Source organism: Arcanobacterium phocae (assembly GCF_018913465.1).
GTDB classification, from domain to species: domain Bacteria; phylum Actinomycetota; class Actinomycetes; order Actinomycetales; family Actinomycetaceae; genus Arcanobacterium; species Arcanobacterium phocae_A.
Genome location: NZ_JABAPM010000004.1, coordinates 187,402 through 210,386, shown reverse-complemented (window position 1 = coordinate 210,386; position 22,985 = coordinate 187,402). Strand labels below are relative to the sequence as shown.

The window sequence follows — 22,985 nt, the reverse complement described above, 5'->3', positions numbered from 1 at the left end:
AACATTTCTATTAATGGCAAAGTAACTGCCGGAAATGAAGTAACTTTCGCAGTTACTGATGGCGCAAAAATCGAAGTTAAGGCTGTCAACGATTACACTCTACATAAGGGCACTTTCAAGTTGGCTAAGAAGGTCACCGGTGACTACACTCCCGCTGCTGGCGAGAAGTTCAAAGCTGCTTATCAGTGTGGAGACAACGATGCTGTAACAGTTGAGTTACCTGCTGACGGCACTGAGATTGCTGGACCGGTTTTACCGGTTGGTACATCCTGCACTGTAACTGAGCTTGACGGGGCTGATCGTACTGGCTATGCTCGTTCTACTTCTTTTACCGTTAACGGCAAGAACGGAGCCATTTTCACGATTGCTAAGGATAGTAATACTAAGGCTGTTGTGGAGAACCATTACACCCGTCTAGTCGGAGGCTTCACTGTTGCCAAATCGTTCACTGGCGATGGCATGCACAAGGCTCCAGCTCAAGTTGAGTTTGAGTACAAATGTGTTGATGCAACTGGCACAAAATCAGCTTCTACTAAGAAACTAATTTTAAATGCTGATAACCACTGGACTGCATCAGTGTCCAATGTGCCAACCGGTTCTTGTACCCTAACAGAAAAGGACGCATCGGTTTCTGATACTAATTTGTCCACCAACATTTCTATTAATGGCAAAGTAACTGCCGGAAATGAAGTAACTTTCGCAGTTACTGATGGCGCAAAAATCGAAGTCGCTGTTACTAATGAGTACACGCGTCACGTAGGCTCTTTGCAGATCGAGAAAAAACTGAACGATCAAGCTCCCGCATCAGCAAAGAATCTTGAGTTCATGTTCAATTACAAGTGCACTACTGATCTGGAAGAAGAGACCCTTTCAGGCACTGTAAAGACAAAAGTTGGTAGTCCTTCTCTAATTGAGAACATACCTACTGGTGCTACTTGCGAGGTCACTGAAACTCGCGGGATGTACAGCATTGATGGCTATTCCTTAGCTTTTCCGAAGGCCCAGACAAAGCAAGTTACCAAGGTTGGAGAAACTGTTGTATTCGTGTTTACGAATACTTACATCCCAGCTCTAAAATTGCCTAAGACTGGCCTCGAAATCAGTTTCGGTATTGGTTTAGCTGGATTCTTAGTTGTTGGAGGTTTAACACTGCTAGCAGTTCGCAGACGTAAGATTACTAACCCTAACAGCTAAACCTCTGTCATTAGGAGCGATTGTCTTGTCGCACTAGTACTACGTTCCCGTGAGGAAAACATGTCACCATGTTTTCCTCACGGGAATACTTTTTATCAAGACCTAACTAATGGAAAAAAGAAACTATTTCTTTCTACAACAAGGCAAAAGAGTCTCTTACCGCTTTCCATCTGATAACTCTTGACAAGACAGTTTTAATGTGAGTTTCCTAGTTTCTGGTATACACCTTATTTATTTTCTTATCTGTGACAGATAATGCCAATCTTTTAAAGATCATCTGGATACCGATCGACCTCACAAAATTTAGCAGATTTGGGCTACCATATACTTCTTTCTCGACAGACGTAGATCTTGATTCGAAATTTCCTTGTCACGTTTAATCACCACGACTGAAATATCTGTGAAGATCAAACACAGCTATAGCCTATGGCAGTTTTCGACACATTTTATCTTGAGCCCGGAATCTCTCCAGCTGTGGATGATGCCGATACCCTTTCGTTAACCCAGCAAGCACCTTTTGGGCCAATAATCCCTCACGCCACCCAGCAATAAGCGCTGCACGATCAAGCTGACTGGGACGGATACTCCACAACCGCATAATTTCTCCCAAAATAGAGGCCTAGCGTAGCACGAGGACATCGCTCCTCGGAATAACAAACTAGCTATTTAACATAATAAAAACAAAGGGACGGAATCTTAACGATTCCGCCCCTTTACTAGTTGCGGGACCAGGATTTGAACCTGGGACCTCCGGGTTATGAGCCCGGCGAGCTACCGAACTGCTCCACCCCGCGTCGGTAGTTACTAGCTTATTGTCCATAAGGACTGAGGTCAACATGAGAGACGGTGCCATACCTCACGTCACCAAAAACTAACCAATGAGTTTAGGGTTGACAACCACTTAGTTACATGGTTAATTAGTCATGTAACTAACCAAGGAGGTGAAGGAATGAATGATGGTCAACACAACCTCATATTCAATTCCACAACCCCGATCTATCTGCAAATCGCACAACATATTCGCGAACAGATACTCGACGGGCAATTAACCGCGGGCAGCCAAATCATGTCAACAACCCAATACGCCACGACGTATCGCATCAACCCAGCAACCGCGAACAAGGCCTTCAACCTTCTCCAATCCGAAGGCCTGATATTCAAGCAACGAGGCATCGGCATGTTCGTTACCGACGACGCCGCCGCAATCCTCAAACGGCGTGGCCAAGAATCCTATCTTCGCGCCACCCTCGCCCCAGCAATAGCTGAAGGCCGATCCCTTGGATTTACTGACCAAGAAATAACAAATTTCGTCAACTCACTCCTAGAGGAGGAACAATGACACCACCATTGAAAGTGATGACCGAAAACGCCGGATATTCTTATTTCCGCCACCGCGCACTCGAATCAGTCTCAACCACATTTGAAGCCGGAACCATCACCGGCCTCCTCGGCCGCAACGGCTGCGGGAAATCCACTCTATCGATGGCGCTAGCCGGTCAACTTAAGCACACCGGCTTCGTCCAGATGCAGTGGGACGGACAAACATCGTCGTCGCCAATCTGGAACAACCGTGACCTCATGCGTCACGTTGCCCTTGTGTCTGACGAAACCTCCGTTCTCACCGAACAGAAAATGAACAACACGATTGACCTGTGGCAAGCCACCCGGCCAGACTTTGACCGCGACTTCTGCCTCGAACTTCTGGATCAATGGACGATCAACCCGAAGCGTAAGCCTAAGAAACTCTCCCGCGGCCAAAAATCGGCTTTCTTTGCTTCTCTCGGCCTTGCTTCGCGGTGCCCATTGACGATTTTCGACGAAGTACATATCGGAATGGACGCTGTTGTCCGGCAAGAATTCTACGATGCCTTATTAGCCGATTACGTCAAACATCCCCGAACTATCATCATCTCTTCACACCTCGTCAACGAAATCGAGGACATTATCGAAAACGTGGTCATCCTCGATCACGGAAAGCTCCACGAAGTCGGCAACGCGGATCACTTACGGGCAAAATACTCCACCGAATCAGGCCTGGCATCGTTAACCGATGTTCTCATCGCATCTACCCGGAGGAACTCATGAAACTCATACCACGTCTCATTTTTACTCGACAGCTACGCACAGTAACACTATGGATCGTGCTGGCTATTGTTGTCGCATATATCTATAATCTATGCGCCTTATCCGTATTCGGATTGAACAGTGGAATTGCACTCGGCGATAGATATTTTAACGTTCTTATGACCACTCCTTATTCTGCTGGCTATAGCGCCCCATCGACGATAGTCAGTTCAACATCGCTCGGACTATCCGGCGCGGTACCGTTCGTTATCGTTGGCTTGTTTATTTCTATCGTTGGAGAAAATGCCCGTGCATGGCTTGGCGCTGGTTTAGAACGACGCACAATCTTCATCGCTTATCAGACACTCATCGCACTAATAACTGTAGTAATGACTAGTGTTACAACCCTGATCATCGGTTTTGCATCGTTAACAGGCTCCGCAACAGTTAACGGTTTGTCACTCTTCACGGTGCTCTACACGTTCTTGCTCTATCTAGGAATTCTTGAGCTAGTCTTGCTAGGATGCACTATTTTTCTACGGCTCCCTTTATGGCTTGCTATAACCATAGTTCTAGGCGTGCCTTTTGCCTCAGCTTTCCTCATCGGAAACGTTGCCAGTGGAGTGCTTCATATATCCATCGATCTGGATCTATCCAATAACACCCCGCTACTGACCGTCGTGGTTCTAGGTGTCAGCCTAGTCATGGCGCTACTATCCTGGGCGTTCCTTGCTCGCCTTCCCATGCGGCGCGGATAACTAAGAGACAGAAACAAAGATGGCGAGCATTATGCTCGCCATCTTTGTTTGCTAACTACCTATCACGGTTGCTTTTGGGCATCAACCTTTTGTTGAGCTTCCGCAGCCCGGGTAATAGCTTCGTTGAGTTTCTTCTGAGCCTCACCATATGCTGCCCAGTCACCTGACTTCAATGCTACGTCTGCACTCTTAATCGCATCCTTCGCATCATTCAAAGCCGTGCTGAGATCGGCAGCTGGCGTACCAGATGGAGCCGACGGCCCAGCCGGTGCTGGCTTTACAGCTGGATCTGGCTTATCCGCATTCTTATCAGCCGGGTCTGGCTTAGCCGGAACCTTCACTTTATCGCCATCAACAGGTGCTGCCTTATCGCCAACGATATTGGCATCGCCAGCATTAACGCCCGAATCACCAGCAAAGACCATGTCGAGCGATTCTTGCAACGTTGGTGCGAAGCCTACCGAATCGCCGAACAACGTTAGTACGTACTGCAAGGTTGGATACTGAGTACCCTTCGAGGCTTGAACATAAACGGGCTGAACATAAAGCAGACCGCCGCCAACTGGCAAGGAGAGCAAGTTACCTTCGATAACCTTCGTACCACCTTGACGCAACAAGTTCAGATCTGTTGAGACCTTCGGGTTAGCAAACATCGTGTTTTGTGCCTGACCTGGGCCTGGAACAGTCAAATCACGCGGAAGTTCTAGCAACCGCAACTTGCCATATCCCGGAGCGATCTTTCCAGTCTCATTACCAGCATTCGAATCAGCAGCCAAGAAGCCCGTCATCACGTTACGCTTCGTATTTCCACCTGGAATATACGCAGTGGACAACGAGAACGACGTTTCTGTTTGACCTGGCATCTGCAGTGTCAAATAGTAAGGCGGCTGTGCTGGAGCGCTCGAATCATTTTCCGACTGTCCGGTTGGTTCACGCGGAATCTGCCAGAAGTCACCACCAGAGTAGAAGGACAATGCGTCATCTACGTGGTAGCGAGAAAGCAGGCTGCGCTGGACATTGAACAAGTCCTTCGGATAACGCACGTGTGCAATCAAATCACCTGGCATATCCTTCAGCGGTGTTACCTGACCTGGGAAAATACCTTGCCATGCCTTGAGGATCGGATCTTTTTCATCCCACTGGAACAGCGTGACTTTACCGTCATAAGCATTAACAACGGCTTTCACCGAGTTGCGAATGTAGTTGATTTCGTTTGTTCCACCAGCAACCAACGCGCCCGAACGGTTCGTGGCATCGCGTGTTGTCTCATCTAGAGTTTCACGAGCCGAGTACGGATAGTTGTTCGACGTCGTATAGCCGTCAATAATCCATACCAACTCAGATGGCGTATCTGGATTCGAATCCATATCCACTACTGCCGGAACAGCCTTGGAATCAAGGGTTAAATATGGAGCAACCTTCGCTACCCGCTTGTGCGGATCACGGTCAAACAAAATCTGGGAGTTACTAGTGACGCGATCAGAGAAGAATAATTCCGTAGAGCGATACTTGATTGCAAACATCAGCTTCGACCATACATCACCGATTGATGGTCCACCATTACCAGTGTACGTTGTATTGACCTGGCCGTTAGGAGCGTCGTCGTTCGGATAATCCAATTCCCACGGCTCGGTCTTTTCTGGCGCACCAACAATGGAGTAATCCGGAGACTGTTGACCGAAGTACACGCGCGGCTCAAACTTGCCAAGCTCACCTGTGGACGGAATACCTGCTTCCCAGAAAGCTGGATCTCCCTTGGAGGTCACTGTGTTGCCATAAGCTGCGGCAACACCGAAGCCATGGGTAAAGACAGTGTGGTCATTAACCCATGACCGGCGTTCATTATCGAGGCCTTCAAGATTCAATTCGCGAACTGCGATCACGGTGTCGCGCAGTTCGCCGTCGATCGTGTAACGGTCAACCGTTAACGGAGCCTTGAACGAATAATACTGACGGTTTTGCTGCAACTGGTTGAACGACGGATCAACGATATTCGGATCTAGTAGGCGAATCTGAGCAGTCGTCTGCGAATCTTCGCGCAACTGACCAGCTTCAACCGTTGTTCGCGCTTCATACTGCTGAGTCTCCACATCGGACAAACCATAGGCTTCTAGCGTTGCATCAATGTTTCGCTGAATATAGGTAGATTCTAGCTCGGCAGCATTCGGATCAACCTTGAACCGCTGGAGCAAAGCAGGATAAGCGAAATTCACAACTAACGCGACGGCAAATACGGATGCAATACCAACAACAGCTGGCTTCCACCGCCGAATAATTCCCGCATAGAGGAACATAACCGCAACCAGGGCTGCGGCAATAGCCAAAATAGTTAGACCAGGCTGTGAAGCGTTGATATCAGTATAGGTAGCACCAGAGAAACGTTGCTTGTTTCCTAGCAGAAGGTTGTAACGATCAATCCAGTAATTACCAGCAAACAAAAGCGCACCGATCGCTAGCAAAATTCCGGCATGGAGCTGAGCCTTGCTCTTCAAGTGTGGTTTATTTCCGCGGAACACAAATGCTCCGTTAAACCAATATCCCATCATTGATGCAACCAGCGAAAGCACTAACAACGTACTCAAGAAGCCGAGGACAATTTGTATCGCCGGCAGAGAGAAAACGAAGAATGAAACATCTAAACCATATTCTGGGTCAGTTTCACCAAACGATGTCCCGTTAAACCACAACAAGAATGTTCGCCAGCTACCCGCCAAACCGAGGCCAAAGAACAAACCAACCACCAGCGGAATCAGGACGTATGTAGTTATGGAATGGTGCCGTAACCAGTTCACGTTCTTCGCTAGTGGGTTCGTAGAGACGACGACGTCGTCAGTCGATGACGCCTTCCCTAATGCAACCCGCAGATTAATAGCAAAAACAACGGCAGCTAAGAGAGTACCAATAACCCCCAACCCAATTGCGGCGCCATACTGAGTCCAGAAGACCCGAGCCGCGCCAATCTGATTGAACCAAGCCATTTCAGTCCAAAACTCAGCAATAATGACTAGCGCAAATACAATGACAGCTAGCACAATTAACGTAGGAGTGAACGCACCGCCCGGAAGTTTGCCAGACTTAGGCGCAGGGCGCGACACATTCGGCGTCGATGATGTCACAACATTATCCTTTACAACGGTTTCCATCTGCGAGCATACGCAAATTCTACTTATAACCGTATCCTACTTACTTCTAGTTCCCAAGGGTGATTGAGATGTTACAGATATGCCGGTGGAGAACAATATGGAACAATAAAGGATATGACCAATGAATTATCTGCAGAACACCGATCATTACGAGACGCCACCCTTGACATCGAACGCCATGTGGCATCCGGTGGTTGGGATGGCCCGATTCGCATGTTTGCACTGATTCGCGCGCAAGCCGCATTAGCACAGAATCCAGAGCTGGCCAATGAATTACCGGCCGATGTACATGCCCAATCAATTACTGATCCACATCTTCTCTTCTCGGTTGAGCAAGAAGATCTGCCCCAGGCTTCCTCACTGGAAGAGTTACTAGGACAAATCGTGTGGCCCCCAGAAGTTGATGGTGCCGCGCTCGCGGTAGAACGCATCGTGCTACCGCCGTCGGCCGAAAAAGATATTCCGGAAGATCCCGCCCAGGCGCAACGCTTCCTCCAACAACATCCCGAACGCGAAGACGTGCGAATGGTAGTCGCGGCAATGCGTGACGGGGCAACATGGAGCGTTATCCGAATGCGCTCGCATGACGCAGACGCGGATGTTCTTTCTGGCGAAAACCTTGTTGAGGGCTTAACGGCCGCGTTACAAACGACTTTCGAATAGGCTACTTCGCCAGATCCATAACGGGCGCCTTAACCGCAGAGCACGGCGTCAAATCTGACGTATCTTCTTCCCCGATGGCTTTCACCGCAGCGATGGAATCATCGATTGTGCGAACAGCCCATACCCGCATTCCTGCTGGAATATGTCCACGCGTTTCGGCACAATTAGCTGCTGGTGCCAAGAAGTCATGTGCTCCGGCGTCGTGCGCGCCAACAAGCTTTTGGGCAATACCCCCGATTGGTTGAATAGATCCGTCCCAAGCTAGGGCACCCGTACCTGCAATCCGATGATCGGCTCCCAGCGACCCCGGGGTGAGCTGATCATAGATCGCAACCGAGAAAATATTTCCCGCACTCGGGCCACCGATTCCGTCTACTAGATAATGCGCTTGAGCAGGTAGGGAAACGTCTGTTACTGAAATAAAGACGCCCATCATTGAGCCAGGACGAACAGCGCCGTCGAATTCTGGCGGTCGCGCCACAGTGGTGACATGCTTATCGAGGTTCTTGCCGTTTCTTTCTACCGTGACGGCAATATCAGACCCTGGCTCGACTGTGGCGAGTATCTTGGAAAGCTGACTAAAAGAAGCAATAGCTTCTGGCTTATCCATCCCAGCAGTTCGCACTGCTTTAATGATATCGCCTTCTTCAACATCCGCATTCTTATTGGTGCTACCAGAAATCGTTAACGTCATTTTCACGTCAAGACCAGCACGTTCCATAGCAACCGCAGCAGCAGTATCTTGCGAGGATGTCATCATCTGTTTGTCACGTGAGGAGACATCGTCGTTTGTCTCCTGCGGAGCATACAAGGCACGAACCGGGAGCACCCTCGAGCCCGGATCAAATAGCGCCCGGGCAACTATTCCCCCACTAGCACCATAATCAGGATTACCGTAAGCGGACACGGTAGTCATAAAAAGATGAGTATCTGACGGATACGTTGTCTGACCAGAAACTTCCACCATGCGCTGACCGTCATACAATGCAGTCACATCGTTTGCCGGACCGGGGCCCATAACGATAAAACTTGATGGCATTACGACGGCTCCCACCGCGAATAGTCCAAAGATTACTGCGGGAACTGCTGGTGATTTTGCACGCCTGCTCACTTTTTTCACCTTACTATCATGCCTCACAATAACGAGAAGAACGACATCAAACTTTTATTCGTTCGCCCAACGCGCACCACAACCATTATCTTGTACGGATATCGTATTGCCAGTTAGGCTATAGGCAGGAATATTAAAGGAGACAATATGGCCGAGCATGATAATGAACAATGGGAAGAAATGTTGCGGGCAATCATGGGCGATGCTGCCGATGAGGTCATACGCTCTATGAAAGATTCTGGAATTGACCCGTCTGCTATGGGCATGATGGTCAGTCCAGATCAGATGCACGCTGTTACTTCCCAGCTCAAAGCTATGCTCGGTTCGTCTGGTGAAGGCCCGGTTAATTGGAAAATTGCTGAAGAAGTTGCTCGCGATACGATTATTCGCTCACATATGGATAATCTGACGGCGGCAGACGGAGACAAAATTCGTTCTGCGCTGTCGGTTGCGTCATTGTGGCTTGATGCGGTCACCGATATTGATCCGACGACGGGCCCGAACCTGGCTTGGACACGACTGGACTGGGTGGCTCATTCTCTGCCTACATTCCGCAAGCTACTAGATCCGCTAGGGACGAATATTAACCGTGCTTTTGGCGACGTTATGCGCCAACAACTGCAGCAGCTTCCTCCGGAAATGGCTGGAATGATGGGCGATCCAAGTAATTTATTGACCAATATGGTGTCCTCATTTCTTGGGATGCAATACGGCACGGCGTTAGCACAGCTGGCAGTCTCCTCGTTTGGTACGGCTGATATTGGTCTACCGTTGCTAGAAGGCTCCTCGGCTGCTCTGGTGAGCTCAAATATTGCCGATTTTGCTAGTGATCTTGAGATTTCCGACGACGACGTTCGCATGTACATTGCAGTACGCGAAGCAGCTGCAGCTCGACTCTTTACCTCAATACCTTGGCTTCGTCCACGTATTATTGACACGGTTGGCGAATACGCGCGCGGCATCGAAATCGATATGTCCTCAATTGAAGAACAGGCTCGTTCCCTAGATTTTGCTAATCCCGAGGCAATGCAGGAACTGGATTTCAGTGGCGTTTTCTCCCTCGAGCAGTCCGAATCACAAAAGGACGCATTGGCACGACTTGAACATCTTTTGTCACTCATCGACGGTTGGGTGTCTGCAGTTTCTGCCCGGGCAGTACTGGCTTATATTCCGAGTGCAGCTGCTTTGCGAGAAATGTTTGCGCGCCGAAATGCTACGTCACATCCAGCGAAGGCAGTGTGGGGTTCTCAGCTTGGTGTTGAACTAGCACCGCGTGATTTGCGTGCCGCTGTTGCTTTTTGGGAGCGGGCGACTGCTGAGCGCGGAGACCAAGGACGCGATCAGTTGTGGTCGCATCCGGATTTATTACCTTCTGCAGATGACCTACATAACCCGGATGGTTTTTTCTCTGCCGAATCGGCGGCTATCGAAGACGAGCTAGATTCATTCCTAGCGGAGTTGTTTGATGACGCCGATGGCGGTGATGATACCTCATCTCAGCAGCACGAGGACTAAGTTTTCCACCCCTGTGGACTACTTTTCTTAGCCGGTAGTTCTTCCTTTTATGCTGGTGCCAACGTTAAGGAGGCACCATGCAGATCATTCCGGGACTGCCCGTTGTGTGGCGAGAAACTGACCAGTTGCAGATCGGGTTAGACCCGCGTACCGGTATTATCCTGTCCGGACTGACCAAAAATGAGCGTACTTTCGTTGATTCATTATCAGTTCCACAATCTGATTTTGAACTGGCTAGTCGCGTCAAACGACTGAATCTAGCGTCTGCTCGGGTTAAAGAAATAATTTCTATGCTCACTAAGGCGCATGTTTTAACCACGTCAGATATGACTATTCCCGATGCCACATCCGGCGTCCGGTTGCATGGTAGCGTGCCTGATCGCCGCTGCGATGCTCATATCGTTTTTGTTCGCGGTGACTACGTGAGTATGGTGGCAGCTCTCATTATTGCCGACGCCGGTATTGGCCATATCACCTGCCGGGATTCATCTGCTGTTGCTCACCTTGATCATCCCCGATTAGCCACAAGATTTACTGGCTTGCCGCGCTATCTTGCGTGGGATAATGTGTTCCATAATCAGAATCATCAATCGCTGGCATCGTCTCAGCCTACCGCCGTGGTGATTTCTCACCCGTACGTGATCAACCCTGCCACTACTGCCGGCTGGCTTACTGCTGGTACTCCTATTGTTCATGTGTGCACCGAGGAAGTAGATCTGGTTGTTGGGCCAACAACTATTCCGCATATTTCGGCTTGTTCGTCATGCGTTTATCTACACCACGTAGATGCGGACGACGCATGGCAGCGCCTTGCGATGCAAGTGTTTGGACGCAGTGAAGTATTGGCCGATATTTCTTCTATGGAGCTAGCTGGCGCATACGTTGCCCGAGAGATTCTTGCCCTCGTTGATCAGCAAAAGCCATCCCTATTTAATGCGCTCATACGTATTGGACCACAGCCCCGATTACCACTCACCTATCAGGTTCTTCCCCATCCTGATTGTGGATGTCAGGCGGAGCTAACGGCGTCCGACACCGGAACCGAGTGAGGTGCGGTTGACGATCTCAAGAACTGCTTCACCGAAATAGGATAGCTTCATAGCGCCAACGCCTTTGACGCGTCCCAGTTCCGCCAAGTTACGCGGCTTAGCGATAGCAATATCCCGCAACACTGAATCATGGAAGATCAGATACGGCTTACGTTGAGATTCTTCGGCCACTCGAGAACGCCACTGTACAAGCTCCTCATACAGCCCCATATCTTGAGCGTGCTTCGTCTCAAATTCGCGGGCCAGCTCTGCCGACTTTTTCCGAGCCTGAGTTGCACGTGATTGTTCTTGCGGCCAGATATCGTCCAAGAACCGCGAACGCTTGCGATCTGCACGCCCGCTATTAGTACGCGCATAGGAAATCGCTAGTTCTTCTTTCGCACGAGTAATCCCGACATAGAGCAATCGGCGTTCTTCTTCGATTCCGGCCGATCCTTTCGCAAGCGAAATAGGCATCAGGCCTTCACTCATGCCCACTAAGAACACGGCTTTCCATTCCAGGCCTTTAGAGGCGTGCAACGATGCCAACGTCACTGAGTTCGATGTCGGTTCGTTCATAAGCTCAGCACGTTCGGTCATTTCAGCTAAAAATTCGCTGATCGATGCATCTCTTTTCTCTTCCATCGCAGCAGCAAGCTCACGCAGCGTATTGAGAGCATCCCAGCGTTCCCGAATTGCACCACGACCAACGGGTGGTTCAGGCCGCCAGCCTACTTGTTTGAGCGCATCAACCACGGTGTCTTCTAGACCCTTGTGCTGCGGCAACCGGGCCACTGAGCGCAAGGTAACCATTGCTTCTTTGACGTCTTTACGCTGGAAGAAACGTTCGGCGTCTTTAATCGACACCGGGATACCTGCTTCGTTCAACGCTGTTTCAAATACTGCAGACTGGGCGTTGGTTCGATAAAGGATGGCAATATCTGAATACTTCATACCGCTGGCAGCCAAAGATAAAATCTTCCCGGCGATTTCTGAGGCTTCTTCGGCATCGTCTTGGTATATCGAAAAACTCACCGGCCTTCCCGATGGCAACATGGACGTCAAATGTACTGCCCCATCTATCTGCCCGTGACTAATAACCGTATTAGCCGCCTCAACTATTTGCGGCGTCGACCGATAGTCACGGTTCAGTGTCACGATATTTGCTTGTGGGAAATGCCGTGAAAATTCCGCAAGATATGTTGATTGTGCACCCGCAAACGAGTAAATAGTCTGGGCTACATCGCCCACCACACACAGGTCTTTGCGGTCTCCTAACCACAACTGCAGCAATCGATATTGCATCGGCGAAACGTCCTGAAACTCGTCCACCACAAAATGCTGATACTGGTGCCGAATAATCGACGCTATCTCGGGCTCATCACTCATGATGCCGATCAGTAACAAAATAACATCTTCAAAATCAATAACGCCCCGCTCCGCTTTTGCTTCTTCATAGCGCGAGATCAGGTGAGCGATATCGGTGTAAGTTGTTCCTGCAATATAGTCACGTTCTTCTTCACCGGCTCGCACCACGTATTCTTCTGGTGGGCACAGTGTTACTTTCGACCACTCAATTTCGGCCGCAAAATCTCTAATCGCCGGCTTATTAGTATCAAATCCCAGCGATGCGGCAGCTCCCGATACCAGTGCCAGTTTCGATTCTTTGATCTCTGGAACATGGCCTCCGATTGCTTGGGGCCAAAAATATCTCAGCTGCGATAACGCCGCCGAGTGAAAAGTTCGAGCGTTAACCGGACGCACCCCTAAATCACGCAACCGAGTGCGCATTTCTGACGCGGCCTTGGTAGTGAACGTAACCGCAAGGATATTGCGCGGATCATAGGCACCACTGTGAACACCATAAGCAATTCGATGCGTTATAGCGCGCGTTTTACCTGTCCCAGCACCAGCCAACACCGCCATCGGCCCATGCACATGCCGAGCCACCTCGCGTTGATCAGGATCTAACGCATCAAGCAACTGTTCAACCTGCACTGGCTCTCTCCTTTTATCTACCATCCACTGACTTTGATTCTAACGGTATGCTCCGACATAAAACCCGATACACCGTCTGTCTGTGGATTACGCCAATTCTCCACCCAGCCAGTGCTCGATGAGCGCACGTCCAACTGACGCAGCTGCCGGTAAGGTTAATTCCCCACTGGACACGCGTTCACGCAACTCATCTCTATCAACAAAAAACGCTTCTGCTATTTCTTCCGCGTCCGGGCGGGGCGTCCTCTCTTGCGTCCAGCCATAAAACGCCATCATAAGCGAACGCGGGAACGGCCACGGTTGCGACCCTACGTAACGCACATCGTCGACGTCGATCCCAACCTCTTCGCGAACCTCACGTCGCACGGCTTCTTCGAGCGATTCTCCCGCTTCTACGAAACCTGCGAGAACAGAAATCCGCCCCTGCGGCCAGCGCGCATTACGCGCCACCAGCAACCGATCCGCCGGATCAAGAACGCCCATAATAACAGCCGGATCGGTACGCGGGAACACAATATGGTTGTTCGAGCACACCCGTTTGCGGCCCCAATCCACTGCCGTCAAGGGCTCGCCACACGCCTCGCAAAATCGTGTCCGCCGATGCCAAGCCGTTAACGCTAGCGCGCCCCACACCAGCGTCATCTCGTCCGTAGGCAGATCACTCACCAGCTGACGGATATCCACATAAGACACTGATTCACTTACTTGATCACTGCACCCATCGAGTCCGTCGTCGTCGATCGCAAAATAATCGTGGTCCGCATCAGATGCCAAATAGCACCAGTGAGGAACGACGTCGGCAACCGGAAACCATGCTACGTGACCCGTTCGCAACGCAATTTTGCCGTCGCACACTCTCGCAACAACAGCGCGAGTTGGATCAATTTCGTCACCTACCGACATCCATAAATCCCTGCTATACCAACGTTCTTTCAACGGATCATAGGCTCGTGTTAGTTCATCCACATCTCAAGCCTACCCCGTTAATCCCCAAAAACCCCGCAAATTTGCCACAATATAAGGCGTGACTATTACTGATATGCCATACCGCAACGCTCCATTTGCGCAGCCAGCCCGACAAACTCCACCTCGACTAGGCGCTCATGTGGTTGATGACGGTGTCGATATTGCTGTTGAAGCACCACATGCTTCGTCCGTCTGGGCGTGCTTTGTGGACCCCGAATCGGCTACCGAATACTGTGTTGCGTTGCATCGTGGCATGTACGGCGTATGGTCTGGTTACGTTGAGGGTATCCACGTCGGTCAGCTCTATGGCATCCGCGCCGACGGACGCTGGGATCCGCCAGCCGGCCACGTTTATAATCCGGCTAAGTTACTGCTTGATCCATATGCCCGCGCAGTGGGACGATCCCCGCAGTTACACCCTGCCTTGTACGGACATGTTGTTGCCGACGACGGCACACCCCACCCTACTGAGCGCGACGAACGCGACTCGGGCACATACGGCCCACTCGGGGTTATCCTGCCAGATACTCCGGCTTCGACTACTCGCCCACAGATTCCGTGGGATGAGACGGTTATTTATGAAGCTCACGTGGTGGGATTAACGAAAACGTTGCCTGGCCTGCCCGATGAACTACGTGGCACCTATGCTGGGCTTGGCCATCCCGTCACAATTGACTATCTGACGTCGTTGGGTATCACCGCAATCGAACTGTTGCCTATCCATGCCAAAATGAGCGAACCGTTCTTAACTCGCAAAGGTTTGGAAAACTATTGGGGCTACAATACGCTCGGATTTTTTGCGCCGGAGCCGAGTTACGCCACCGAAAGTAGCCAGCAGGCTGGCGGGCAAGCAGTTCTTGACGAGGTTAAGAATATGGTGGCCGCGTTACATGCGGCTGGTATCGAGGTGTTGCTCGACGTCGTCTACAACCATTCGTGTGAAGCCGGCGCAGATGGCGTCACGGTTTCGTGGCGAGGACTTGATTCGTCACTGTACTATCGCCATGATTCCGCTAATCCAGGAGCATTAAAAGACACCACTGGGTGTGGCAATTCCTTCGATTTCCGGCGTTCTGCGGTTATCCGGATGACGTTAGATTCATTGCGCTACTGGGTTGAGGTGATCGGCGTTGATGGTTTCCGTTTTGATTTGGCGGTGACGCTGGGCCGTGAGGGTGATAGTTTCAACCCGAACCATCCGTTGTATATCGCGATGGCAACCGATCCGGTACTCAGTACCGTCAAGCTAATTAACGAACCGTGGGATGTGGGCTATGGCGGTTGGCGTACCGGCCAGTTCCCGGTGCCGACAGCGGATTGGAACGACCGATTCCGCGATACGTTACGCTCATTTTGGCTCAGTGAACCGGCGGCGATCATGCACGGCGGACACGGTAGCGATCTGCGCGATTTAGCCACTCGTATGGCAGGTTCTGCTGATTTATTCGGCCACGGTCGGATTCCTGGTGGGCGCGGAGTTCATGCGTCGGTTAACTTTGTGACGGCACATGACGGTTTTTCACTCAACGATCTCACCTCCTATTCGCATAAACACAACGATGCGAACCTCGAGGATAACCGTGACGGTTCAGATAATAATTTGTCCTGGAATCATGGTGTGGAAGGTACCGCGCCTGAGAATATTTCCGCGATGCGACGTAAATCAGCACGCAATTTAATGGCCTGCTTAGTTTTGGCTGCTGGCACCCCGATGCTCACTGCTGGGGACGAAATCTTAAAAACTCAGCATGGTAACAATAATGCGTACTGCCAAAATTCGCCGTTATCGTGGCTGAATTGGGATCTTGGTGAGGATGAGGCGAATATGTTGGCAACGACGTCGTTCTTGCTGCAGCTACGTCGGGAACATGCAGTGTTCCGCCCAACCCAGTTCTTTACCGGCAGTCCACGTGAGGGCGACGCACTACGTGACATGGAATGGCTGGATGCTTCTGGCAACCAGATGCAGGACTACACATGGTTTGATCCCCAAGCCCGGTTGGTGCAAATGTTGCGCTCGGGGCGCGGAATGGGCCGCGATGCGTTGGTGATTATTAACGGCCAGGCGCAGGCTCAGCAGGTCACGCTTCCGTGGGGACGCGGTACTGATTTTGAGTTGATGTGGGCCAGCCAATGGGAACGCCCGCGCGACCACACGGAGCATATTGCACCCGGTGGGCATCTCACCCTCGCTCCGTTCTCAGTTGCAGTACTGCTAGGCGAAATACTAGAAAACAACTGAACCAATGAATAGAACGGCCCTTCGACAAATTTAACAATATCGCCAGCAAGAGGAGCGCACGCGATGCATCCAGATTTTAATAAGCTGTGGTTCGCCCGTGCCTCGTCTGATGCTGGAGAAGCACTTGCAACTGGTGCACTGTCATTGGCAGCGGTAACGCTTCTTTCAGTGTCTTCGCTTGAGCTTTCGCTACTTTCCGCAATCCCTGGCTTTATTAGCGCGTTCGTCATGATCGCTGCTGGACCGTGGCTTGAATTCAGAGCCAAACGGCCACTCATGATATGGATTGATATTTTGCGTGCAGGCATCCTCGCAACCATTCCTATCATGCTCGTTTTCCAATCGTTTTCTTACGTTCATCTACTATTTGTGGCAGTTGTGCTCTCAACGCTCTCAAGTCTTTTCTTGCCGGCTTCAATGGCACATCTCAAAGATCTTATTCCTGCTGAACAGCGCGTATCTGCCTTTAGCAAATTCGAATCAACTATCTGGATCTTCACCACGTTCGGACCAATGATCGGCGGGTTCATCACTCAGCTTCTGGGCGTTGGCATTACCCTATTATCGCAAGTCATAGGCCTGCTGGGATCAGCTTTTGGACTGAGCAAGATTACTACCCCGGAAGGGAAACCTCCGGCTCATTCAAATGCGCCTTATAAACAGCAACTCAGTGAAGGTTTTCGTTATATCGCATCAAAGCCTATACTGCTCACGCTTTTAGGAAATGCCACGTTATTTGCTGGGTTCCTTGCATTCATCTACCCGTTGGAGATCTTGCTCTTGCTAGATTCTTGGAAACTATCACCTATTGAATTTGGTATAGCTCTTACTGTTCCCGGCTTTGGCGGGATACTCGGCTCAACCTTTGCCGGACGAATAACCAACACATTAGGACAGCGGCGTGTTCTCACCTATATCGGAATGCTACGTTCGCTTCCTATCTTCGTCATTCCTTTCCTTCCTGGAACAACAGTAGGCTTCGCCATCTACTTGTGTGCGAATTTCTTCCTCATGTTTCTCGCAGCTCTCTTCCGTCCCGCATACGCTACCGTGCGGTTAACCGAAACTGACGATCACCTCATCGCGCGAGTCACTACCGTATTCAGCCTGTGCTCGAGAATCTCCGGCCCCTTACTCACAATCGCCGGCGGCATCATCGGCCAGTTCTGTGGAATCCCCACCGGAATCTTCATCGGTGCTTGTGGTTTACTGATAGCAAGCACTATCCTGCCATGGAGCACATGGCACACACCAACAACCCCGTCGTCGTAAATTCTCCCAGCCAGTAGCACAAGCCCGGAAGAGTAGTCATCATGAAAAACAATCGGCCTCAGTATATTGTGATGCGTTTCGATGACGTAGAAAACGCGGTCAGTATAGATAATCAGGAAGAGACTGTTGCAGACGATGTGATCGCTCAACTAACTCACCAGTTTGCCGACAATTACGAACAGGCACTGCGCGAACTTGCCTGTCAAAGTCCCCACCACGGATGAGAACAGCTAAGCAGTGAAAATATTCGGTAAACAAGCCAAGCCTCGCCCTATTCCCAATCACAGTACTACTAGGTCAGAATCCGGGAAATCGCGCACAAAATCTCGCCCAGCGTAACGGTGGCACTCTATATCGCGCTACCGTGCTGAATACCGAGATTTCGCCCGCCCAAACTAGCAGAGTTCACCTTCGAGCAAGCGGCTCACGCCTAATCGCTCACTAGCGCGTCTTGACGACTACGTTTAGCGAAAATATACATACCCATGATGAGGAGTACAGCAAGCCGCGTCCATGACGAGTTCTGAATGGCAACTACGCCAACAGTTCCGGTCACATAAAGTAAAGAATAGAGTAGCTCTCGTTTTTGTTCTTTCAGTCTTTCCTTGATTATCCATCCAAGGACAAGCACTAACCCGATGATTTCTGCAATAACAACCGGGTCGCTCCACCCAGTCCGCGTAACGTTCGATGACACGGAGATAAGTACCCCTGCCCACATAATTTCGGGGCCTATACTGCGCAATAGATTCGGCAACGTGCTCTCCTTATTTTTTACGCTTAGTTTTGCGCCAATGATTCTGTGCTAACGCGTTCCACCAGAATAAAATCACGCCAGAAACATATGTCAGCAAAGCAAGACCAACACCTACAGCCACTTTTAGCGCAGTTGATTGAGGTGCAGTTACCACATCCCAACTAGCCCATAAGGCCAGCGGGATCATGATCGGCATCGCAAAGAGCGAATACTTCCAATACTTCACATCAAACAAATGCAGACGACTCATGTGTTTATCCTTTCACATACATACTAGGGCGTTCAACCAATTTTGTGAACGAAGCAACCAAAATAGGCTACTGATTTAAATAAAGCATGTTACCGGATATCTATGACACCGATATTCGTCAGGGTATTGAATGACAAAACTGTCCTAGCGACGATCAGTGTTACCTTTAACTAACGTGAGCTACCAAGAATTCATCATAATCATGACGCTGCTACAGAGGTACCTGTAGCATGCTTTTATATCCGGATATGCCATAGTGTAAGAGTGCAAACACGTAAATCTTTTTATAGCATTGGGCAAATAACAGAGAATTCCACATCAGTTTCAACGCCACTACGCGCAATACATACACCGATTTATTTACTCCTGGCTACGCTTAGTGTGTTGGCAGAAATCGGATTGAACCCAGCAGTTCTTCGGCTTGACCAGCCACAGTTGTGGATCATTGTCGTTTTTGGAATTACCCTTACAGTGAGCGCGTGGAAATATTCGGCACAAATCCTTTACATACTCATTTTCCTCGCGTCATCTTTTTGGCCAGCCACATCACACCTAGCCTTACCTGCCTTGGGTGTTTATCTGATTTGTATTACTTGGATGATCCGCAAGCGGTGGATTCCAGCGCTCATCACGCTTGCATTAACCGGATGTATGTTCCTAGATTTCAGCGAGCCCCTACGCCCCCAATTCTTTCGTGAAATCGTGATGTTTGTATCGATAACATCTATTGGCACAGCCCTCTGCTTCCTAGTAAACCGGGTAAAGCTCTCTGCACAAAACCTAGAGGAAGCTCGTCAAGCAAGTGCGACTATCCGCGCAAATCTCGCTGCCGAACTTCACGACACGATCGCGAAAGATTTAGCACAGATCGCTATCACTGTACAAAACATTAGCCTGAACCATCCGCATCTAGCCCACGAGCTTGATCCCCTATCCCACATGGCACAAAACGCCGCACACCGGATCCGCCCGATAATCCTCAACCTTGACTCGCATGCACAACAGCAAAGCCTCGACGAAGCGATCACCATGTCCGCTACCATGCTCACCACTCGTTCGATCACACTCAATATCGATAGCGAATCTCACCTTGATGCCAAACTAGACCATCAAACCATCAACCTTACTTCACTATTTGTCCGTGAAGCTGCCACCAACGCACTCAAATACGCACCGCCTAACACTATCGTCGACCTCATCATCGAACTAAGCTCAAACACTATCAGCCTAACCATGCGCAACGACATCGCCGAACAGAATATCCCTACCCACCTCACCGGGGGTTATGGACTAGCAAATCTCCAACAACACATTCACACCAGTGGCGGAAACCTATCCTTCTTCCGCCACGATAACGAATGGGTTATCATCGCCACCCTCCCCCTAACCCAAGGAAATCATTATGAGTGACACTCTTCGCCTCCTGATCGCGGACGACGACGAAATAATCCGTGAAGGACTAGCAAATCTACTCGACCACCAAGAGGGTATCGCCGTCGTCGCAACCGCATCGAACGGAACTGAAGCACTTGCGACAATTGCACACACGCAACCCGATATCGCCCTCATTGACGTTGATATGCCCACCCTCGACGGAATTGAAACAGCGAAAATCTTAGCTAACGACTACCCACACATCACCGTCGTCATACTCACCGCGTTCGAACACGAAAACTCTCTCGCACAATCGCTAGCAGCAAACGTGCGCGGATTTCTCACAAAAGATATCCCAGCCCCACAACTAGCCACACTACTCAAGCAAGCACATGCAGGTATGAATGTGCTCAGCCCGCGTCCCATCCACCTGCTAACCCAAACCTATATTGAAACCCAAGCAACCCGGGAAGACTACCAAGAATTCATCGCCACAATCGAAAACCTCCCGCACTATCTCAGAGTAGTCTTCGATCTCGTTATCAAAGCAAAACCCAACAAAACAATCGCCAAAACACTCAACCTCAGCGAAGCAACCACCCGCTCCTATATCAGCGAACTATTCACCCTCACCGGTTTTAATAACCGCGGCGAACTCACCATCACCGCACTCAAAGCCGGATACTAGTAGCGCAAACCGTCAAGATAGCTATACCTCTGACTAGACGCTAGAAGCCCCAAATTTCGCTTTTCTTTTGAAATCAACAAGATAAGCAACGCAAAAAACGAGCAACGATAGATAGCCAGGCAAGCCTGTTTCAATGACGTCAAATATATAAAGCACAGAAAAAACAAAAGCGGCTAAACCTGAGAAAAACATGACGAAAGCAAGGAAAGTTTTCATTCGCTGAGAGTCCTTCTCGATCTTCACATCACTGACACTTATAGGAATATTTTATCGAAGACCGATAGAAAAGCAATATTCTCATAGAACCAGATAATAACCCAACTAGCTATGAGACACATCCATGCACAAGCAAGCACTCGCACCACAAAAGATGTACACGAGGGCTACCCATGTATTCCACCAAAAATAGGGATGAACCCCACGCAGATTCCCACCTACTTTACTGAGAAAACTGACTGTATTGGTCGGAAGTTATCTCAATGGGGGAAAATGAAGGTTGAGTCCCATTATATCGTTTCATATACTGAATAATTGACGTAAATGCACACTATGTGACAACCATAAACTTTACAACGAGGCCGGGCAATATGCTGAAAGAGATTCGCGATTTCATTCCAATGTTCGTAGCAACCCTCAGCATTTCCTCCATTTCTTGTTGCCTCATCACGCTGTCCCTGAGCACGACTATCGCAGGCGCACAGTTACCAACTGGCCTAGCTGCAGAGCAATTCTCCGTTCTTGGAGGCTTCCAGATGGCGTTGACTATTATGGCAATACTTTTCTGCGTTCCAACTATTATCCGGCTAGCGGTCGAGGAAGATTCGAGAAGAATTGCGCTATGGCAAGTCATTGGCGCTTCTCCATCTGCAGCACGATTACGGTACGTTACTTTAGCCTGCCTTGCGGCTATTATCGGCTGTGTGCTTGGCACTGTACTCGCAATGTCACTATGGGATTTCTACATAGTTCTGATTCAGAAAACTGGACTTCTCCCAGCTGATTCAGGTTACATACATCAAAGCATATGGGCAATCGTGTTCGCACCGATTACATCACTTCTCACCGTCATTCTTCCGTTAGTTTTAACGACTCGCTCTCTACTCAAACTCGATCCTGTTATCGCAGTAAATGGCCCTCTTGCGAATCCAACTGAACGCCAGTGGGTGCGCTATCTTTTCTCTTTCCTCGTGACGGGAGGAATGATCGCATCTTATATAGCAATATCAAAGGTACCTATCACCACCAGCTCTGAGATTCTTAGCGGTTTGATCAGCGCTTACTGGGGAATCGGACTTGGGCTATTACTCGCGTTTGGCATAACAAGCAAAGCGATAGTTAAGTCCACGATCACATTCATTGGACTATTCCGCCCATTTAATATTTTTGATAGCTGGATGATTGCGTTAACCTCTGCGAAGCGCCGAGCATTCCGCTCTACAGCGTTCATCACTCCGCTAGTTTTGGCAGCAACATCAGTCGGCCTAGTATTTGGCATGATCGCCCAAACACGTAACGTAATGTCCGCAATTGGAGCCTCCGAGGAGAGCCTTCAAGTCAGCCCTAGTTCCCAGATTCTATTAATTTTCAGCACACCAGTTATTCTGGCAGCGGCAAGCGGAGTATTAGCTGTCTACTTAACAAACCGTTCTCGAGTGCACGACATTGCACTACTACAGGTTCTCGGTTGCAAGCCTTCGACCATCACATTCGCAGCATTTCTAGAATCCCTTATTTATCTACTGGTCGCATCCTTAATCAGCACAGTGATCCTTTTTATCAACAGTCTAGCTATGGGTTTGGCGCTCTCGGCTGGGCCAGTTCCAGATACGCAATCGAGTGGCATACCTCTTGAAACATACATTCTTTTAACCGCTGGATTTTTACTGATAACACTTTTTACCGAAATCTCAACTCTGATTCAATCTCGCTCACTAAATATGCAAGCTATTGTCCGATAAGAGG

20 protein-coding genes, 1 tRNA gene and 1 pseudogene are annotated in these 22,985 nt (G+C 49.8%); 13 read left to right on the top strand and 9 right to left on the bottom strand.

Annotation, left to right across the window (positions count from 1 at the left end):
• A partial coding sequence (locus KSO86_RS06805) for a DUF5979 domain-containing protein (RefSeq protein WP_216431964.1) occupies positions 1-1,194 on the top strand: 1,194 nt, incomplete at its 5' end.
• 454 nt (positions 1,195-1,648) lie between these two features.
• Here KSO86_RS06805 and KSO86_RS06800 read toward each other — a convergent pair.
• Both KSO86_RS06800 and KSO86_RS06795 read right to left on the bottom strand, forming a co-directional pair.
• Positions 1,649-1,792: pseudogene (locus KSO86_RS06800) on the bottom strand (pyrimidine dimer DNA glycosylase/endonuclease V); the annotation flags it as partial.
• 122 nt (positions 1,793-1,914) lie between these two features.
• A tRNA-Met gene (locus tag KSO86_RS06795) sits at positions 1,915-1,988 on the bottom strand.
• A 155-nt stretch (positions 1,989-2,143) separates the two neighbouring features.
• On the opposite strand from KSO86_RS06795, the gene KSO86_RS06790 reads away from it, so the two are divergent.
• Genes KSO86_RS06790 through KSO86_RS06780 form a run of 3 tightly spaced genes read left to right on the top strand, consistent with a single transcriptional unit; the run spans position 2,144 to position 4,016 of the window.
• Positions 2,144-2,533: a GntR family transcriptional regulator gene (locus KSO86_RS06790; RefSeq protein WP_216379224.1), complete on the top strand. Its 390-nt coding sequence runs from the start codon at positions 2,144-2,146 to the stop codon at positions 2,531-2,533.
• Positions 2,530-3,279, top strand: a complete 750-nt coding sequence (locus KSO86_RS06785; protein WP_216379223.1) for an ATP-binding cassette domain-containing protein — start codon at positions 2,530-2,532, stop codon at positions 3,277-3,279. The genes KSO86_RS06790 and KSO86_RS06785 overlap by 4 nt, the downstream gene beginning before the upstream one ends.
• Complete coding sequence (locus tag KSO86_RS06780) at positions 3,276-4,016, top strand: hypothetical protein (RefSeq protein ID WP_216379222.1); 741 nt, start codon at positions 3,276-3,278, stop codon at positions 4,014-4,016. The genes KSO86_RS06785 and KSO86_RS06780 overlap by 4 nt, the downstream gene beginning before the upstream one ends.
• Positions 4,017-4,078: 62 nt before the next feature.
• On the opposite strand, the gene KSO86_RS06775 is transcribed toward KSO86_RS06780, so the two are convergent.
• Positions 4,079-7,132 (bottom strand): UPF0182 family membrane protein, encoded by a 3,054-nt coding sequence (locus KSO86_RS06775; protein ID WP_366493558.1) that lies wholly within the window; start codon positions 7,130-7,132, stop codon positions 4,079-4,081.
• A gap of 141 nt (positions 7,133-7,273) precedes the next feature.
• Between KSO86_RS06775 and KSO86_RS06770 the strand changes: the two genes are divergently transcribed.
• A complete protein-coding gene (locus KSO86_RS06770) occupies positions 7,274-7,822 on the top strand; it encodes a PPA1309 family protein (RefSeq protein ID WP_216379220.1) in 549 nt (182 codons plus the stop codon).
• Between the two features lies 1 nt (position 7,823).
• Here KSO86_RS06770 and KSO86_RS08705 read toward each other — a convergent pair whose 3' ends face one another.
• Positions 7,824-8,933 (bottom strand): YlbL family protein, encoded by a 1,110-nt coding sequence (locus tag KSO86_RS08705; protein ID WP_216379219.1) that lies wholly within the window; start codon positions 8,931-8,933, stop codon positions 7,824-7,826.
• 147 nt (positions 8,934-9,080) lie between these two features.
• Here KSO86_RS08705 and KSO86_RS06760 point away from each other — a divergent pair, with 147 nt between their 5' ends.
• A complete protein-coding gene (locus KSO86_RS06760; protein WP_216379218.1) occupies positions 9,081-10,448 on the top strand; it encodes a zinc-dependent metalloprotease in 1,368 nt (455 codons plus the stop codon).
• A gap of 77 nt (positions 10,449-10,525) precedes the next feature.
• Complete coding sequence (locus KSO86_RS06755; protein ID WP_216379217.1) at positions 10,526-11,497, top strand: hypothetical protein; 972 nt, start codon at positions 10,526-10,528, stop codon at positions 11,495-11,497.
• On the opposite strand, the gene KSO86_RS06750 is transcribed toward KSO86_RS06755, so the two are convergent.
• Both KSO86_RS06750 and nudC read right to left on the bottom strand, forming a co-directional pair.
• A complete protein-coding gene (locus KSO86_RS06750; RefSeq protein ID WP_216379216.1) occupies positions 11,468-13,474 on the bottom strand; it encodes an ATP-dependent helicase in 2,007 nt (668 codons plus the stop codon). The two genes, KSO86_RS06755 and KSO86_RS06750, sit on opposite strands and share 30 nt — an antisense overlap.
• An 87-nt stretch (positions 13,475-13,561) precedes the next feature.
• Complete coding sequence (gene nudC, locus KSO86_RS06745; protein ID WP_216379215.1) at positions 13,562-14,440, bottom strand: NAD(+) diphosphatase; 879 nt, start codon at positions 14,438-14,440, stop codon at positions 13,562-13,564.
• Between the two features lie 58 nt (positions 14,441-14,498).
• Here nudC and glgX point away from each other — a divergent pair, with 58 nt between their 5' ends.
• The 3 genes from glgX to KSO86_RS06730 all read left to right on the top strand — a co-directional run bounded on the left by glgX (position 14,499) and on the right by KSO86_RS06730 (position 18,178).
• The gene (gene glgX / locus KSO86_RS06740; RefSeq protein WP_366493554.1) at positions 14,499-16,682 is read left to right on the top strand and encodes a glycogen debranching protein GlgX; all 2,184 of its coding nucleotides are present in this window, start codon (positions 14,499-14,501) and stop codon (positions 16,680-16,682) included.
• 63 nt (positions 16,683-16,745) lie between these two features.
• Entirely contained in the window at positions 16,746-17,954 is a 1,209-nt protein-coding gene (locus KSO86_RS06735) for an MFS transporter (protein ID WP_216379214.1), read from the top strand.
• Positions 17,955-17,995: 41 nt separating this feature from the next.
• Positions 17,996-18,178 (top strand): hypothetical protein, encoded by a 183-nt coding sequence (locus tag KSO86_RS06730; RefSeq protein ID WP_216379213.1) that lies wholly within the window; start codon positions 17,996-17,998, stop codon positions 18,176-18,178.
• A 206-nt stretch (positions 18,179-18,384) separates the two neighbouring features.
• On the opposite strand, the gene KSO86_RS06725 is transcribed toward KSO86_RS06730, so the two are convergent.
• On the bottom strand, positions 18,385-18,711 hold the full coding sequence (locus KSO86_RS06725) for a hypothetical protein (RefSeq protein WP_216379212.1): 327 nt from the start codon (positions 18,709-18,711) through the stop codon (positions 18,385-18,387).
• Positions 18,712-18,721: 10 nt separating this feature from the next.
• Positions 18,722-18,961 (bottom strand): hypothetical protein, encoded by a 240-nt coding sequence (locus KSO86_RS06720; protein ID WP_216379211.1) that lies wholly within the window; start codon positions 18,959-18,961, stop codon positions 18,722-18,724.
• Between the two features lie 264 nt (positions 18,962-19,225).
• Here KSO86_RS06720 and KSO86_RS06715 point away from each other — a divergent pair, with 264 nt between their 5' ends.
• Both KSO86_RS06715 and KSO86_RS06710 read left to right on the top strand, forming a co-directional pair.
• On the top strand, positions 19,226-20,371 hold the full coding sequence (locus KSO86_RS06715; protein ID WP_216379210.1) for a sensor histidine kinase: 1,146 nt from the start codon (positions 19,226-19,228) through the stop codon (positions 20,369-20,371).
• Positions 20,364-21,023 (top strand): response regulator transcription factor, encoded by a 660-nt coding sequence (locus KSO86_RS06710; RefSeq protein ID WP_216379209.1) that lies wholly within the window; start codon positions 20,364-20,366, stop codon positions 21,021-21,023. The genes KSO86_RS06715 and KSO86_RS06710 overlap by 8 nt, the downstream gene beginning before the upstream one ends.
• Before the next feature lie 33 nt (positions 21,024-21,056).
• On the opposite strand, the gene KSO86_RS06705 is transcribed toward KSO86_RS06710, so the two are convergent.
• A complete protein-coding gene (locus KSO86_RS06705; RefSeq protein ID WP_216379208.1) occupies positions 21,057-21,266 on the bottom strand; it encodes a hypothetical protein in 210 nt (69 codons plus the stop codon).
• Positions 21,267-21,610: 344 nt separating this feature from the next.
• Between KSO86_RS06705 and KSO86_RS06700 the strand changes: the two genes are divergently transcribed.
• Positions 21,611-22,981, top strand: a complete 1,371-nt coding sequence (locus KSO86_RS06700; protein WP_216379207.1) for an FtsX-like permease family protein — start codon at positions 21,611-21,613, stop codon at positions 22,979-22,981.
• The last annotated feature ends 4 nt before the right edge of the window (positions 22,982-22,985 follow it).